Source organism: Brevibacillus sp. FSL K6-0770, assembly GCF_038000275.1.
GTDB lineage: Bacteria > Bacillota > Bacilli > Brevibacillales > Brevibacillaceae > Brevibacillus > Brevibacillus parabrevis.
In genome coordinates this window covers 4,052,288-4,065,835 of sequence record NZ_JBBOBQ010000001.1, presented here as the reverse complement: position 1 = coordinate 4,065,835, position 13,548 = coordinate 4,052,288, and the positions used below count along the sequence as shown (strand labels likewise).

19 protein-coding genes are annotated in these 13,548 nt (G+C 52.1%); 14 read left to right on the top strand and 5 right to left on the bottom strand.

Annotation, left to right across the window (positions count from 1 at the left end):
- Positions 1 to 3: 3 nt before the first annotated feature.
- Positions 4 to 246: a hypothetical protein gene (locus NST23_RS19305; protein ID WP_233454156.1), complete on the bottom strand. Its 243-nt coding sequence runs from the start codon at positions 244 to 246 to the stop codon at positions 4 to 6.
- A 173-nt stretch (positions 247 to 419) separates the two neighbouring features.
- On the opposite strand from NST23_RS19305, the gene NST23_RS19300 reads away from it, so the two are divergent.
- Positions 420 to 767, top strand: coding sequence for a PspC domain-containing protein (locus NST23_RS19300; RefSeq protein WP_122964780.1), 348 nt, complete (start codon positions 420 to 422; stop codon positions 765 to 767).
- A gap of 173 nt (positions 768 to 940) precedes the next feature.
- A complete protein-coding gene (locus NST23_RS19295) occupies positions 941 to 1,117 on the top strand; it encodes a hypothetical protein (RefSeq protein ID WP_167470310.1) in 177 nt (58 codons plus the stop codon).
- Between the two features lie 91 nt (positions 1,118 to 1,208).
- Here NST23_RS19295 and NST23_RS19290 read toward each other — a convergent pair whose 3' ends face one another.
- Positions 1,209 to 1,805, bottom strand: a complete 597-nt coding sequence (locus NST23_RS19290) for a TetR/AcrR family transcriptional regulator (protein ID WP_122964781.1) — start codon at positions 1,803 to 1,805, stop codon at positions 1,209 to 1,211.
- A gap of 19 nt (positions 1,806 to 1,824) precedes the next feature.
- Positions 1,825 to 2,835, bottom strand: a complete 1,011-nt coding sequence (locus NST23_RS19285; protein WP_122964782.1) for an LLM class flavin-dependent oxidoreductase — start codon at positions 2,833 to 2,835, stop codon at positions 1,825 to 1,827.
- Positions 2,836 to 3,057: 222 nt separating this feature from the next.
- Here NST23_RS19285 and NST23_RS19280 point away from each other — a divergent pair, with 222 nt between their 5' ends.
- From NST23_RS19280 to NST23_RS19260, 5 genes are all read left to right on the top strand, one after another.
- The gene (locus tag NST23_RS19280) at positions 3,058 to 3,381 is read left to right on the top strand and encodes an ArsR/SmtB family transcription factor (protein WP_122964783.1); all 324 of its coding nucleotides are present in this window, start codon (positions 3,058 to 3,060) and stop codon (positions 3,379 to 3,381) included.
- A 16-nt stretch (positions 3,382 to 3,397) separates the two neighbouring features.
- Positions 3,398 to 4,453: an ACR3 family arsenite efflux transporter gene (arsB, locus tag NST23_RS19275; RefSeq protein WP_122964784.1), complete on the top strand. Its 1,056-nt coding sequence runs from the start codon at positions 3,398 to 3,400 to the stop codon at positions 4,451 to 4,453.
- Between the two features lie 13 nt (positions 4,454 to 4,466).
- The gene (arsC, locus tag NST23_RS19270; protein WP_122964785.1) at positions 4,467 to 4,892 is read left to right on the top strand and encodes an arsenate reductase (thioredoxin); all 426 of its coding nucleotides are present in this window, start codon (positions 4,467 to 4,469) and stop codon (positions 4,890 to 4,892) included.
- A gap of 153 nt (positions 4,893 to 5,045) precedes the next feature.
- Positions 5,046 to 5,345, top strand: a complete 300-nt coding sequence (locus NST23_RS19265; protein ID WP_122964842.1) for an ArsR/SmtB family transcription factor — start codon at positions 5,046 to 5,048, stop codon at positions 5,343 to 5,345.
- 51 nt (positions 5,346 to 5,396) lie between these two features.
- Positions 5,397 to 5,846, top strand: coding sequence for an ArsI/CadI family heavy metal resistance metalloenzyme (locus NST23_RS19260; RefSeq protein ID WP_173599602.1), 450 nt, complete (start codon positions 5,397 to 5,399; stop codon positions 5,844 to 5,846).
- A 134-nt stretch (positions 5,847 to 5,980) separates the two neighbouring features.
- Here NST23_RS19260 and map read toward each other — a convergent pair whose 3' ends face one another.
- Positions 5,981 to 6,727, bottom strand: coding sequence for a type I methionyl aminopeptidase (gene map / locus NST23_RS19255; RefSeq protein WP_122964787.1), 747 nt, complete (start codon positions 6,725 to 6,727; stop codon positions 5,981 to 5,983).
- A gap of 136 nt (positions 6,728 to 6,863) precedes the next feature.
- Here map and nadE point away from each other — a divergent pair, with 136 nt between their 5' ends.
- The 3 genes from nadE (at position 6,864) to NST23_RS19240 (ending at position 8,727) form a co-directional block, all read left to right on the top strand.
- The gene (gene nadE, locus NST23_RS19250; protein ID WP_122964788.1) at positions 6,864 to 7,616 is read left to right on the top strand and encodes an NAD(+) synthase; all 753 of its coding nucleotides are present in this window, start codon (positions 6,864 to 6,866) and stop codon (positions 7,614 to 7,616) included.
- A gap of 1 nt (position 7,617) precedes the next feature.
- Entirely contained in the window at positions 7,618 to 8,439 is an 822-nt protein-coding gene (locus NST23_RS19245; protein WP_340964397.1) for an MBL fold metallo-hydrolase, read from the top strand.
- Between the two features lie 66 nt (positions 8,440 to 8,505).
- Complete coding sequence (locus NST23_RS19240) at positions 8,506 to 8,727, top strand: hypothetical protein (protein WP_063230062.1); 222 nt, start codon at positions 8,506 to 8,508, stop codon at positions 8,725 to 8,727.
- A gap of 166 nt (positions 8,728 to 8,893) precedes the next feature.
- Here NST23_RS19240 and NST23_RS19235 read toward each other — a convergent pair whose 3' ends face one another.
- Entirely contained in the window at positions 8,894 to 9,382 is a 489-nt protein-coding gene (locus NST23_RS19235; RefSeq protein WP_122964790.1) for a DUF2062 domain-containing protein, read from the bottom strand.
- A 209-nt stretch (positions 9,383 to 9,591) separates the two neighbouring features.
- On the opposite strand from NST23_RS19235, the gene NST23_RS19230 reads away from it, so the two are divergent.
- From NST23_RS19230 to NST23_RS19215, 4 genes are all read left to right on the top strand, one after another.
- Positions 9,592 to 10,218: a DedA family protein gene (locus NST23_RS19230; protein ID WP_122964791.1), complete on the top strand. Its 627-nt coding sequence runs from the start codon at positions 9,592 to 9,594 to the stop codon at positions 10,216 to 10,218.
- Positions 10,215 to 10,733 carry a YkvA family protein gene (locus tag NST23_RS19225; protein WP_063230064.1) on the top strand — a complete coding sequence of 173 codons (519 nt, stop codon included), beginning with the start codon at positions 10,215 to 10,217 and terminating at the stop codon, positions 10,731 to 10,733. The genes NST23_RS19230 and NST23_RS19225 overlap by 4 nt, the downstream gene beginning before the upstream one ends.
- Before the next feature lie 16 nt (positions 10,734 to 10,749).
- Positions 10,750 to 11,700: a 3'-5' exoribonuclease YhaM family protein gene (locus NST23_RS19220; protein ID WP_122964793.1), complete on the top strand. Its 951-nt coding sequence runs from the start codon at positions 10,750 to 10,752 to the stop codon at positions 11,698 to 11,700.
- Between the two features lie 157 nt (positions 11,701 to 11,857).
- Entirely contained in the window at positions 11,858 to 13,408 is a 1,551-nt protein-coding gene (locus tag NST23_RS19215) for a hypothetical protein (protein ID WP_340964395.1), read from the top strand.
- Positions 13,409 to 13,548: the final 140 nt, after the last annotated feature.

Below are 13,548 nucleotides of genomic sequence, written 5' to 3'. Positions count from 1 at the left end.
TCGCTAGTTCAGACCGGGATAACGGGAAATGGCATCGGGTCTGATCCAGCTGTCGTAATCGGAGGAAGTCCCGGCATTGGCAGGCGTGCCATAAGGAGTGGCGTTCGGCTCCTGGCCCAGCGGGTGAACGACGCTTTGCTGGTAGTACAAATTCCGATCGCTTTGGATGTAGGAGCGTTCCTGCCCATCAGCCGTACAGCCGCCAAGGAGCAAGCCTGTGAAGAGGAACAGAAGAAACCGCATCATGCTTCACCTCGTTAGTAGCGTGACTATTCTGCGCGGTTTTCATACGCGAAAAGCCGATATCCGTCTAGGGGCTGAGGACAAATCCCTCTATGGGCCATTTTGCCGCGCTACGCACTAGGGTATCCTTAATACATATAAGGCAAGCGGATATTGTAGAGGAAGGATTGGTTCCCATGGAAAGACGTTTATACCGCTCTTCGCAAGACAAGCGACTGTTTGGGGTTTGTGGAGGCATTGCCCAGTTTTTGCGGGTTGATTCGACGCTTGTACGTGTAGGCGTTGTCATTTTGACTGTTTGTACAGGATTTCCGATCCTGATCTATCTGCTCATGGCGATGATCATGCCAAAAGAACCGAGCTGGGCATTTGCCGGTGACGGATTTGGCTTGTACGACACTCCGAAGGCTGGACATTCGCGGATGAACGATCTCGATTCGGAAATTGACCGTCTGGAGAAACAGGCGCTGGTGCAGGAAGTGCATCGTTTGCGGGAAGAACTGAGCAAATACAGAGGCTTGTAAGCAGCAAAAAGGGTTCCTTGTCCACTTGGCACGGGGAGCCTTTTTCTTTTGGCGAAAAGGCAAGCTGTTCGGGCGCAACTGGCTGAGGAAAATTATTGGCGGAAATCCAGTCAACTTCGGCATCCCGGTGCATAACATGTAAGGTGGAGAATGTACATAGGGAGGGAACGGCAGTGTATCTCGGCGTGTTCGATTTGAATCAGCGTCTGGAGCAGACTCGCAAAGTTTTGCGGGAAAAGCAGCACCTGAAAAAGCTGATTGAAGAAGACATCCAAGAGCTGGAGAAAGACGTAAAAGCCTTGGAAGAAATGACCAACAAAGAGAAGTACGCAACAAGCGGCCAGCATTAAGGATGCGCGTAAAAAAGGATGCGGGCTTGTGAAAACAGAGAAAGTGGCGACCGCCCAAACGGCAGTCAGCCACTTTTTTGCGTCCTGTCTTTTATTCGCGAGGCGAGGCGTCGAGCAGCTTTTCCACAATCGTCGGCACCATCCGGATGGCGGCGCTGTCTGTTCCGTACGTCTGACTGTCGGCGTACGTTCCTTCCATCAACAGCATCAGTGTGTAGGCCAACTCACATGGATTCGCGGCACCAAGCGCCGTTGTGCGTTCCAGGAAGGCATCCGAAATCCGTTTCTGATGCGTGCAAACCAGTTCGCGAACCGGATGGGCGGTGTCGGGAAACTCGATCGAGACGTTGATGAAGCAGCAGCCGCGAAATTCCGGGGAAGACGCCTTGGCAGCCAGGTCGGCAAAAAACTGGATCAATTGCTCCCGAGGCTGGTCGGGATGCTTGGCCATGCTTTGCTCCCACTCTTGCCAGAAAACGGTCTGCTTCTTTTGCATGTAGGCCAAAATCAAGTCTGACTTCGAGGAAAACTGGCGGTAGACGCTCATTTTGTTCAGTCCGGCACGTTCCACGATAGCGTCTACACTGACGGCATGGATGCCTTCCTGGTAAAACAGTTCTTCGGCTGCGTTCAAAATGATTTCTTGCGCTTTGGCGCGGGGCACCCTGGTTCGTTTGCTTGTGGTCATGGCAGCGTCCTGCTCTCTGTTACGATTTCCAAATATCCGCGACGATCTCGAAAGAACGCACCCGATCGGCGTGGCGGTACATTTGCGTCGTAATCATCAGCTCGTCCGCCTGGGTCGCTTCCAAAAGCTCAGACAGTTTGCTTTTCACGGTATCCGGGGCGCCCACGATTGAGGAGCGGAGTTGGGCCTGCACCGAAAGTTTCTCAAACTCGCTCCACAGCTCATCCATATTGTCCACGGGCGGCTGGATCGGTTTCAAGTCGCCGCGCACGAGGTTGAGAAACGCCTGGTAGTGCGAGGTGGCCAATCGTTCGGCAAGCTCGTTTGTATCAGCCGCCATCACATTGACGCCCACCATCGCGTAAGGCTCGGACAATACCTCGGAAGGGCGGAAGGCGTGGCGGTATGTCTGCAAGGCAGGCAATGTGTAGTTGGGGGAAAAGTGTCCGGCAAAAGCGAAGGGAAGCCCGAGCAGCCCAGCGAGACGCGCGGAAAAATCGCTGGAGCCGAGCAGCCAGATCGGAATGTTCAAGCCTTCGCCGGGAATGGCGCGCAAGGCACCGGGAGCATCGCTCGTACGCGGACGCAAATACTCGCGCAGTTCTTCCAAAAGCTCAGGAAAGTCATCCCCGCCAATCCGCAGGTCGCGTCGCAACGCACGCGCCGTCCGCTGATCTGCTCCGGGAGCGCGGCCCAACCCGAGATCAATCCGCCCCGGATAGAGCGATTCGAGAGTGCCGAACTGCTCCGCGATGACGAGTGGGGCGTGATTGGGCAGCATAATCCCGCCGGAGCCAACGCGCATTGTCGATGTCCCTCCCGCGATGTGGCCGATCAGGACAGAGGTAGCAGAGCTGGCGACGCTGGGCATGGCGTGGTGCTCCGCGAGCCAGTAACGGTGAAAGCCCCACTTCTCGACTTTTTGGGCGAGGTCAAGGCTGTTTTGGAACGACTGGGCAGCTGTACTGCCTTCTACAATAGGAGCGAGATCCAGCACAGACAGCGGAATATCGCGCAATGTTTTTGCCATGGAAAGGGAACCCTCCTTTTGGGGTGTCAGAATGTTACTGGTTAGTAACAAACGTACTTGCATCTTACGGGGAGGGGAGGCTGCTGTCAATGTTTCGATCGGCTGTGGCAGCACATTTGCGATCTGGTTCCAGTGTAAAGGATTTGTAAAGAAACCCGTAAAAACAATTCATAACCTTATAGTTATATTATACTCTTTGTGAAGAGAGGAGGGATATGGAGCATGGACATTTTGGAGTTGGCAGACAGTCTAAAAGCGCTGGGCGATCCCACGAGGCTGAAGATGATTGCTTTATTGAAGCTCCGGGACTTTTGTGTTTGTGAATTGGTTCCGATCTTCAAAATTTCTCAGCCAGCGGTATCTAAGCATGTCGGGCGGCTCAAGGCTGCTGGATTTGTCACGGAAACTCGAAAAGGCCAGTGGGTGATTTATTCCTTGAATCGAAGCAGATTGGCAGAAGTAGGATACGGATTGAGTCAATTGCCCGACCTTTCTGCCGAGATCGAGGAACTTGGTAAGCAAGGTTTGCTAGTGACGTGCGAGTAAGAAAGGAGGGGCAAAAGTGGGTGAACACACAGGAAAGCGTTTGTCTTTCCTAGATCGCTATTTGACCGTGTGGATATTTCTTGCCATGGCATTCGGAATTGGAGTCGGCGTTTTCATTCCTGATACGGTTGCCATCCTGAATCAATTTCAGGTCGGAACTACATCTATTCCGATCGCAATCGGGCTCATTTTGATGATGTATCCGCCGCTTGCAAAGGTGCGCTATGAAGAATTGGGGCGGGTGTTTCGCGACGGGAAAGTGCTGGGGTTATCCCTTGTACAGAACTGGGTGATTGGTCCGATTTTAATGTTTGTGCTAGCGATTGTTTTCTTGCAAGGCTATCCCGAGTACATGGTAGGTCTCATGATGATTGGGCTCGCTCGCTGCATTGCAATGGTCATTGTATGGAACGATCTTTGTAAGGGAGACACTGAATACGCGGCGGGACTGGTTGCCTTCAATTCAATCTTTCAGGTCTTGTTCTATTCCGTTTATACGTACATTTTCATTACAGTTTTGCCAGAGTGGTTCGGTTTGCAGGGGATGGTGGTTGACATAACTATCGCTGAAGTAGCCAAAAGCGTCTTTATTTATTTGGGGGTGCCGTTTCTTGCAGGGATGATCACACGCTATACGTTGGTCCACCGAAAAGGGCGTACCTGGTACGAGAGCGTGTTTGTCCCAAAAATCAGTCCGATCACGTTGAACGCTCTGCTGTTTACGATCATTGTCATGTTCTCGATCAAAGGGGACGTCATCGTCGCGCTTCCGCTGGATGTTGTGCGGATTGCGATTCCACTGTTGATTTACTTTGTCATTATGTTTTTGGTGTCGTTTTTCATGGGGAAAAAGGCAGGAGCTCCTTATCCAGTAACCTCTACGCTGGCGTTCACCGCTGCAAGCAACAATTTCGAATTGGCCATCGCTGTTGCCGTGGGCGTCTTTGGGCTCCACTCCGGGGCTGCGTTTGCTGCGGTGATCGGCCCACTGGTAGAGGTGCCCGTGATGATTGCACTCGTGAATTTGGCACTTTGGTTTCAGAAGAAGTATTTTCATCCAGGCCAAAAGTAAAGGAGAGTCCAACATGGTTAACAAAGCATTCGTCTATTTTCTTTGCACGGGCAACTCTTGCAGGAGCCAAATGGCCCACGGTTTTTTACAAGCGCTTGGCGGGGGAAAGTACGAGGTGATGAGTGCGGGGCTAGAAGCGCATGGGCTGAATCCCCGGGCTGTAGATGTGATGAAAGAAGCAGGAGTAGATATCAGCCATCACACTTCCGACAAGATTGATCCTGTCATTTTGAAAAAAGCGGATTACGTCATTACGTTATGCGGGCATGCAGATGAGAATTGCCCTTTGATCCCGAACGAAAACGCAATCAAGCTGCATTGGGGGTTCGATGACCCAGCCAAGGCAACAGGGACAGAGGAGGAAGTAAAGGAGCAGTTCCGAACCGTTCGTGATGCCATCAGGAAGCGTGTCGTCCAGTTCGTGGAAGCAGGAAAATAACATGAAATGCCCCCGGTTCTCGGATAGGTAAGCGGGGGCATTTTCCAATATCAAAAAAAATTGATGTAATCCGTTGCTTTTGCAAGATTTTGGTGATACAGTTAATACATCAAAAAAAGTTGATGCAGGTGAGACAGGATGAAGCAAGGAGATATAAGCGGGACATTTGAACAATATGAAGCCAAATTTAAAGCTCTTGCGGATCGGAAGCGACTGCAAATCATGTACGAACTGACGCAGCGCGGCAAGGTTTGTGTATGTGATTTGGCAGAAGTGATGGATATGGCACAGTCCAAACTGTCCTATCATCTCAAGATCCTTCTCGATGCCAATCTCATCCAAAAAGAAACGGATGGAACATGGAACTACTATCAGCTAAACGAAACTCAGATCAATCACCTTCTTTCCGAAGAGCTTTGTTGTGTGTTCCGGTCTAGCAACACTTGTTGCTAAAATTTTTTTATTCAAAACATCAAATTTTTTTGATATTGAGGAGGAACAGTCATGTTGTATGCTCATATTGGGATTAACGTAACAAATCTGGAGAAGTCGATCGCGTTTTACTCTAAGCTGTTTGACGCTGAACCTGTCAAAGTAAAGCCTGATTACGCGAAGTTTCTTCTGTCTTCTCCAGCTTTGAATTTTACGCTGAATGTAAGCCGTGAAGTGACCGGGAATCAAGTGAGCCACTTTGGATTTCAAGTCGCTTCGACAGAGGACGTCCTCATCCATAAAACACGTTTGGAGAAGCGCAATCTTTTTTCGAATAAAGATGAAAGGAACATTACCTGCTGTTATGCAACCCAGGATAAATTCTGGGTACACGACCCGGATGGAAACGAGTGGGAGTTCTTTTACACGAAAGCAGATGCAGATACTCATCGGGAGATTGCAGCAGTTTGCTGCACGCCTGAATCCGAGAACGGGAATGGGGAGACAAAGAGCTGTTGCTGATGGCGAAATGGGGAGGGCCATATGAAAATGGCGAGAATGTAGATTTACCATAGCCAGCGGAGTCAAGGGAGTGAGGTGAGGCAAACCCTTGACTCGTTGGCAGATGGATTGAGCAATGCAACTGAGTCCTGTACTTATTGCTTCGTCAAAATAACCGGCCCGTTCGCCGTAATAGCAATCGTGTGCTCGTACTGGGCAGACAGCTTGCCGTCGCGGGTTCTGGCCGTCCAACCGTCGGCATCGACAGTGGCGTGGTAGGTGCCGATATTGAGCATCGGCTCGATCGTGATGACCATGCCTTCTTTCAGGCGCTGACCCCGTCCTGGAGGACCGAAATGCGGAACGAACGGCTCCTCGTGCATTTCCTGTCCGATTCCGTGGCCGGTAAAGTCGCGCACAACCGAGTAGCCTTGTGCTTGGGCGTACGTTTGAATCGCGTGGGAAATGTCGCCGATCCGGTTGCCGACAACCGCTTGTTCAATGCCCAGGTACAGTGATTTTTCCGTGACTTCCAGCAGCTTTTTCGCTTCCGGTGAGACGGTGCCCACTTCGTACGACCAGGCCGAATCCGCCAGCCAGCCGTTTTTGCGCACAACCATGTCGATCGTGACGATATCTCCATCGCGCAGCGGTTCCTTTTTCGGGAAGCCGTGGCAAATCACGTCGTTAACGGAAGCGCAGGTGGCGTACGGGTAGCCGTGGAAGCCTTTTTGCTCCGGTGTTGCGCCGTGGCTCGCCAAAAACTCTTCTACAAATTGTTCAATTTCCCAAGTGGTTAGCCCAGGACGAATCATCTTCGCAATCTCGCGATGGCAGGCAGCCAAAATCTTGCCTGCTGCGTGCATCAGTTCGATTTCTTCGGGTGTCTTGAGGATAATCATCGACTCTCTCCTTGTCCTCGCGTAAGTTCAAATGCTCTCTATACAGTATACAGTGTAGACCTGTTTGGGGCTAATTGCCACAGTGAAAACGGCATGGTAGGATGAGGAAGAACTAAACAACCTGGGGGTAGGTAGCGTGGACAAGTTTCAAGAACATCTGGCGAACTACCAGATTCATGTAAAGGACGATATCGAAAAACGCGTCGCATTTATTCGCGAGCAGATTGACGGAAACGGGCTGGGCGGCGTAGTCGTAGGCATTTCCGGCGGGATCGACAGCGCCGTAACAGCGGCTTTGTGCGTGCGTGCCCTGGGCCGCGAACGAGTCGTTGGCATCTGGCTGCCAGCGTATTCGCAAAACGTTCACGCCGAAGATTCACAGCGTTTGGCTGAAGCGATCGGAATGAATTTGCATACAGTCGATGTCGGAGCTGCGTACGATGCGCTTGTTCCAGCTATTGAAGGAGTGCTCGCGCTCGACGACAAGACAAAAGGAAATACAAAAGCGCGCCTGCGCATGACCGTGCTGTACGCCGTAGCTAACCAGAAAGGCTATCTGGTTGCCGATACGTGCAACCGCAGCGAGATTCATGTCGGCTACATGACAAAAGGCGGAGACGGTCTGGCTGACTTCAACCCGGTAGCGAGCCTGACCAAGCACGAAATGCGCATTCTCGCCGCTGCACTTGGCGTGCCGGATGCGATCATTACGAAAGCTCCTTCCGCCGATTTGTGGGAAGGCCAAACGGATGAGCAGGAAATGGGCTTTACGTACGAAGACCTCGACCGCCTGCTGATTACCGGAGAAACCAGACCGGAAGCAAAAGAGCGCATCGATTACTTGCACCGCATCTCCGAACACAAACGCAACCTGATGCCAGGTATTTAAGATGAGCGATTACAAGCTGTTTACGAGCTGCCTGTGGCAGACGACGAGTGCGGTCGTTTCGACGCCTGACCGACTGTATTTGTTTGACCCGGCCTATTTTCCGCACGAGATCGAGGCGATTGCCGAGTATGTGCAAAGTGCGCGAAACGGACGGGAGCTTGTTCTCGTCTTGACGCATGGCGACTGGGACCATATTGTGGGCTATCCCCGATTTGCCGATGCCAAGCTGATTGGGTACAAAAAAATTACCGACCCTGAGCGGCTTGCCAAAAAGCTGCAGAAGGCGAGGAAGTTTGACGGCTCGTATTATGTGAATCGTCCGTACGAGCTGAATCCTCCCGCGTTTGACAAGCTGATCGAGCAGGTGGAAGCATGGGAAGAAGTGCGGTTTATCCCGGTTCCCGGCCATACGGTTGATCAGCTGGCGACGCTCTTTTGCGAGCAAAAACTGCTGGTCGTCGGCGACATGCTTTCCAACCTGGAATTTCCGTTTGTGGACGACAGCAGCGCGTACTTGTCGAGCTTGCAAGCGATTGAAAAGCTGGTCGTGGACGGCGAGGTTGAAGAGCTCATTCCGGGGCACGGCGTCCCGGCAAAAGGGCGCGAGTCAATTTTGCGCCGGATCAGACGGGACCAAGAGTATTTGCTTGCTGCCCGGAAGCTGATTTTCGAAGGCGTAGCGGCGGGGATGGGCGAGGAAGCGCTGGCTGAGAGCTTTCGGCAAATCTCTTACGACGGTGCGCCGATCGGCCAGTATTTGCAAGATTCCCACGAGCAAAACCGCATCGTGCTGATGAAGGAAGCTGTTTCACTGACAGGTTGATTATTAGGCAGTTTTGTACGATAATAGAAGTTACGCACAAAACTTTCTAGGAAAGAGGTGGAACAGATGTCGACGACTGAATTGATGCTGAGAACGAGCCTCGAAGGCCGCGTGAAACGTACGTTGCAAACGTATTTCCGCCGTCCTAACGACGTGTTGGTAAAAGAAAGCCTCGGAGCGAACGGCCTGTCCCCGGAACAAGTGGAAGTTACGATGGAACTGTTGAAACAAGACGCTACTGTTGCAGAAATCATCGAGCAACTGCGGGATAAAGGCTACTTGGCGTAACGCAAGATTGCGTACATAAAAAAGACCGGACGGACAAGAAATTGTCAGTTCCGGTCTTTTTTATACAGATATAAGATTCTTATCCAGTATAAGTGCAACTAAGGCTGCGCCGCAGGCTTGGCGCAGCCAAGTTTTCTAGTGCGAAGCGGTGGAGCCGCCGACTTTTTCAAGGAGAGGTGCGGCCGTGGGTCACGGAGCGGCGCAGTTTTTTCCGGCGATACATCAGAAGAGCGCCATGTACCAAAAAATAGCTGGCGACTGCGACGACCAGGCCCATAATCGCGCTTCCTGTGAAGTAGGCCAACCCTTTTTCTTTCATCCAGACAAGCCATTGCGGCCACGCTTCGTGCGGAGGGGCGGGGGGAGACTGTAACGGTTTTCCGACAAAAGCGTACCCAATATTGTAGTTCACGACCATGAAGATAGGCAGCACGAGTTTTCCGATGACAAACGCGATCAAACCCGCAGGCAGGCTGGCGCGAAACAGCCTGACCAGCGGAAAGAGCAGCAAAAAAGCGAGGCCGAAGGTGGGCAGGGTAATGAACTCGACAAAAATCCCGACGGAAAAGCCGCGGGCGACAAAAGAAGGCGCCCCTTTCATTCTGATCAGCTTGTAGTATTCGAATTTCAGTTTGCGGTACAGTTTGTTCCACATAGTTGCCTCTCTTTTGTCTGAACTCATGTTCTGTTTTTCCCAAAAAAGGCTTCGCTTGGGGGAAGCCAATTAACACAAGTATGTCCAGTTCTCCTGGCAAAAATTGATACCCCTTTGTCCACGCCGACCGAGAGGAGCGTTCATTTGTGAATGCTGCTATCTTTTGGCATAATGGAGAGGGCAGACCCGCAAGAAAAGTGGTGGAAGTTATGGCAGAAGTGATGACTACATTTGGCGACTACATTGCGCAATACGGATACGGAGCCTTGTTTGGCTTGTTTTTTCTGGGAATTTTGGGGATGCCGCTGCCAGAAGAAACGCTGCTCGTTTTTTCCGGTTTTCTGGTTTCGACAGGTCAACTGGCTTATTGGCCTACTTTTCTCGTCTGCTTTCTCGGCTCGATATCAGCGATGACGACGGCCTACTGGATCGGGCGAAAGCTGGGCTTCCCTTTTTTAGAGAAGTACGGGAAGCGGCTCGGCATGGGGTACACCGTCTACAAAAAAACGGAAGAATGGTTCAATCGGGTAGGAAAATGGGCGCTGCCGCTCGGCTATTTTATCCCTGGGGTGCGACAGTTTACCGCCTACTTCGCGGGAATTACGAGACTTCCGTTTCCGACATTTCTGCTGTACACGTATACGGGCGGCCTGTTTTGGAGCCTGTTGTTCGTCACCTTGGGCTGGCAGTTGGGAGAGCGCTGGGATGAACTGTTCGATCTCATCTCGCGCAATCTGGCTATATTCTTTATCGCATTGTTTGCAATCATTGCCGGCTGGTCTTATTTGCGGCATCGGGCAAGTCTGAAGAAACAAAAACGGAGGGGAATGCAATGAGTGAAGAGAATCGGCAAGACAATAACCTGCCAGTGATTCGCGAGCCTGAGCAGTTGGTTCCGCTAGAATTACCCGAGGTGCATCAGCGTTTCTACGACAAACTGCGGGCCAAAATCGAAGCTTTCATCAAAGACAAGGGCGTCAATGACACGGCAGCGAACTATATTTTGTTGGCGCCGGATCTGTTCGTGCTGCTCGCCCGTCTGCTTCTGGACAAGCGGGTAGGCGTTCAGTCCAAGGCGATTGCCGGGGTGGCGGTCGCTTATTTCATCACGCCGATCGATTTTATCCCGGAAGCGCTCGTCGGCGGCGTCGGGCTTTTGGACGACGTCGTTTTGGCAGTTTACGCGCTGCGGCGAATTTTGGTGGACGTGGATGAAAAAATCGTGCGCGAGCATTGGAATGGCAAGGAAGACTTGCTCGGTGTCATTACGAAGGTCGTGAAGTCGGCAGATGACCTCGTTGGCAAAAAAATCGTGAAAAAGCTGGAAGAGACACTGTTCCGAAAAAAATAAACAGGATGGGACACGAATGACAAAATATTTGCTGGATTATCAAGAGGGAGAGAGAGTCGTCGCCTTTTGCCTGGTGAAAAGCAAAGAGGCTGGCGTGGCGAGCAACCAGAGCGAGTATTTGAACCTGGAGCTGGGAGATCGCTCCGGCACGCTCATGGCCAAGCTGTGGGATGTCAGCCCTGAAATGAAAGAGTGGATCGCCGTAAAATCTGTGGTGAAAATCGACGCCGCCGTCCAGATGTACCGCGGGAAAAAGCAGCTGGTGATCCAGCGCATTCGCCCGGCAGCCGCATCGGATGAAGTGTTGATGGAGTCGCTGATCCCTGTATCCCCGGTTCCGGTGGACGAGCTGTGGACGAAGCTCATGCAGACGGTAGACAGCTTGAAAAGCGACACGCTGCGAGCGATTATCCGCGAGGCGTTGGCCACGGAGGAAATCAGCGAGCGGCTGAGGCAGTACCCGGCAGGGGTAAAAATGCACCACAATTACTACCACGGACTGCTGGAACATATCGTTTCCTTGCTGTCAGCGGCGCAAAGCTTGCTTCCGCTCTATCCGCAGGTCGATAGAGATGTCCTCTACGCCACTTGCATCCTGCACGATATCGGGAAGCTGTACGAGCTGTCAGACCCGATTGCGCCGGACTACACCACGCCAGGCCAGCTGATCGGCCATCTGGTGATGGGCGTCGAGATGGTCAGCGGCATTTGCCGCAAGCTGGACATTCCGCTCGGAGACGCCGAAGTGCTTCATCTCAAACATTGCATTTTGAGTCATCATGGGGAAGTGGAGAACGGCTGGGGAAGCGCCGTATCCGGCAAGACTCCGACGGCTGTCTTGTTCCATTACCTGGACCAGATCGACAGCAAAATGAACGCACTCGGGCAAACACTCGCCGACATGGGCGAGGAAGACGAGTGGGCGTACGCAGGTGTGCTCAGACGAAAAGTTTGGCGAGGCTACTAATCGTCATCTGGCAGCATGAAAAAGGAAAAGCACCAAAACCAGAAAGCCAACTGCTCGAATCAGGCAGTTGGCTTTTTTGTGCCGAACAAATTTTCTGAAACCTTTTCCTTCCTGTACCGTCTTACTACAAGATTGGCTTGCAAAGGAGGAGTTTGCTATGAAAAAAAGCAGCAAAATAATTGAAGTAATGCTGGTGGCGACAGTTCTCGCCGTGCCGGGAGCTGCGATTGGAACAGCGGCACCTGTCTATGCCTACGACGGCAAATCTGATCTCGAAGTCATTCCGCTGCCTGACGATATACGCAAGCTTTTGGTCGATTTGAAGGAAGATTACGTGCCGCTTTTGTCCGACCTGCACGTCGATGCGATCGGAAAAGGCAGCAAGTCCGAGACGATCCTTGCTCTGTCCGACCGAAAAAGCGTGATTACCGCAAATATTTTTCTCGATCTCGTCGTCGATGCAGATGGAAACATTACTTCCTTAAAACTGAATGGCGCTGACCGTGATCAGCAAAAGTGGGACAAACAAGCAACCTACAAAAAGCTGACGGATTTTATTCGCGAGAACGTGCCTGATCATATCGTCATAGCGACACAGCCCAGGCTCTCTACAGATCGGAAAGCGGGACTCGACCGCTTGGCAGTCGTGCCGTTTTATCCGGTGCTCAACGGCGTCTGGGTGAAAAAGGAGATGGGTCGCGCCTATATCGATGCTTCGGGACAGATTGTGCACTTTTGGCAAGAGAAAAAGAAGCTTCCACTGGTGGCAGAGGTGACTGACCCGAAAAAAGCGATCGCTCTGGAAAAGGCGGCGAGCGCGTGGGGCAATGACCTGGACGTGCAGCTTGTTTACGATACCGCTGCGGGCAAGCTCGTATACGAGCCGGTCAAGCTCCCGGTTGTGGATGCCCTGACCGGAGAAATCGTCCCGGAAGTCACTGTCACGGCAACGGAAACCGTCAAGCTGAAAGGAACCGCTGGCAACTCAAGCTGGGGCGATCGCACTAAAATGGAAGAGTGGCTTGCGAAGAACTTCGCGCTGAAAATGAGCAGCCTGACATTCGAGGCCCCATCCGTGAAACAAAAGAAACGCGACACCGATCTGTACGAGTGGAACGCGAGAATGTACCAGAGTGCCTCCGTGCTGGTAGAGCGGAAATCGAAGTCATTGCTTGCCTTTTCCCTGGATGGTTCGGCCCAAAGCGAACGGGAAAAACCGCTGAGTGAAGATGAAGCAAAAGCGTTGGCCCTCCGTTTTGCAGAAACGAATTTGTTGTCCAGGGAACAGAGCTTTGTGGTCAAACAAACCCGCCCGGTTGACTACTTGCCCGGATGGGCCGATCAAAATGTGGTGCGGCCGCTCTACCAGTACGATTTTTATCCCGAGGCCACTGGAATCCGCGCGTCTACTCCGCTGTTTACCATCGAAGTAGACGCGAAAAAAGGGAACGTCGTCAAAGCAAAGGTGAACGAAACAGCCGCGATGCCAGCCGCGTTGGACAAACAAGGGGTCATCGGTCAGGAGCGAGCCAAAGAGCTGTTGTTGAAGCATGCTGCTTTGCTCCTTGCGTACTTCTATCCGCAGATCGGCGGGCAGACAGCTGCCACTCCGCAGCTCGCGTATGTGCCGACGGCGGATACGGAAGCGTTGCAGGTGGAAGCCAAAACAGGCGAAGTAGCGGACAGCTGGCGTGAGCTGACCGAGTAACCAAAACAGGCAACGACCCGGCGTGGCTGTGTGCTGCCGGGTTGTTTGCATGGATTGTCCCATGCCTTTCTTTTCAAAATAGACAAACACTTCATAGCTAGTAGGATTTTTTTGCTTTTTGTAGAATATCTTCTTGATTC

Coding starts and splice junctions, on each gene's coding strand:
- NST23_RS19215 (WP_340964395.1), top strand. CDS start 11,858: ATGAAAAAAAGCAGCAAAATAATTGAAGTAATGCTGGTGGCGACAGTT.
- NST23_RS19245 (WP_340964397.1), top strand. CDS start 7,618: ATGAGCGATTACAAGCTGTTTACGAGCTGCCTGTGGCAGACGACGAGT.
- NST23_RS19280 (WP_122964783.1), top strand. CDS start 3,058: ATGGACATTTTGGAGTTGGCAGACAGTCTAAAAGCGCTGGGCGATCCC.
- NST23_RS19285 (WP_122964782.1), bottom strand. CDS start 2,835: ATGGCAAAAACATTGCGCGATATTCCGCTGTCTGTGCTGGATCTCGCT.
- NST23_RS19240 (WP_063230062.1), top strand. CDS start 8,506: ATGTCGACGACTGAATTGATGCTGAGAACGAGCCTCGAAGGCCGCGTG.
- NST23_RS19260 (WP_173599602.1), top strand. CDS start 5,397: ATGTTGTATGCTCATATTGGGATTAACGTAACAAATCTGGAGAAGTCG.
- NST23_RS19220 (WP_122964793.1), top strand. CDS start 10,750: ATGACAAAATATTTGCTGGATTATCAAGAGGGAGAGAGAGTCGTCGCC.
- arsC (WP_122964785.1), top strand. CDS start 4,467: ATGGTTAACAAAGCATTCGTCTATTTTCTTTGCACGGGCAACTCTTGC.
- NST23_RS19235 (WP_122964790.1), bottom strand. CDS start 9,382: ATGTGGAACAAACTGTACCGCAAACTGAAATTCGAATACTACAAGCTG.
- NST23_RS19230 (WP_122964791.1), top strand. CDS start 9,592: ATGGCAGAAGTGATGACTACATTTGGCGACTACATTGCGCAATACGGA.
- NST23_RS19300 (WP_122964780.1), top strand. CDS start 420: ATGGAAAGACGTTTATACCGCTCTTCGCAAGACAAGCGACTGTTTGGG.
- NST23_RS19305 (WP_233454156.1), bottom strand. CDS start 246: ATGATGCGGTTTCTTCTGTTCCTCTTCACAGGCTTGCTCCTTGGCGGC.
- map (WP_122964787.1), bottom strand. CDS start 6,727: ATGATTATCCTCAAGACACCCGAAGAAATCGAACTGATGCACGCAGCA.
- NST23_RS19290 (WP_122964781.1), bottom strand. CDS start 1,805: ATGACCACAAGCAAACGAACCAGGGTGCCCCGCGCCAAAGCGCAAGAA.
- NST23_RS19225 (WP_063230064.1), top strand. CDS start 10,215: ATGAGTGAAGAGAATCGGCAAGACAATAACCTGCCAGTGATTCGCGAG.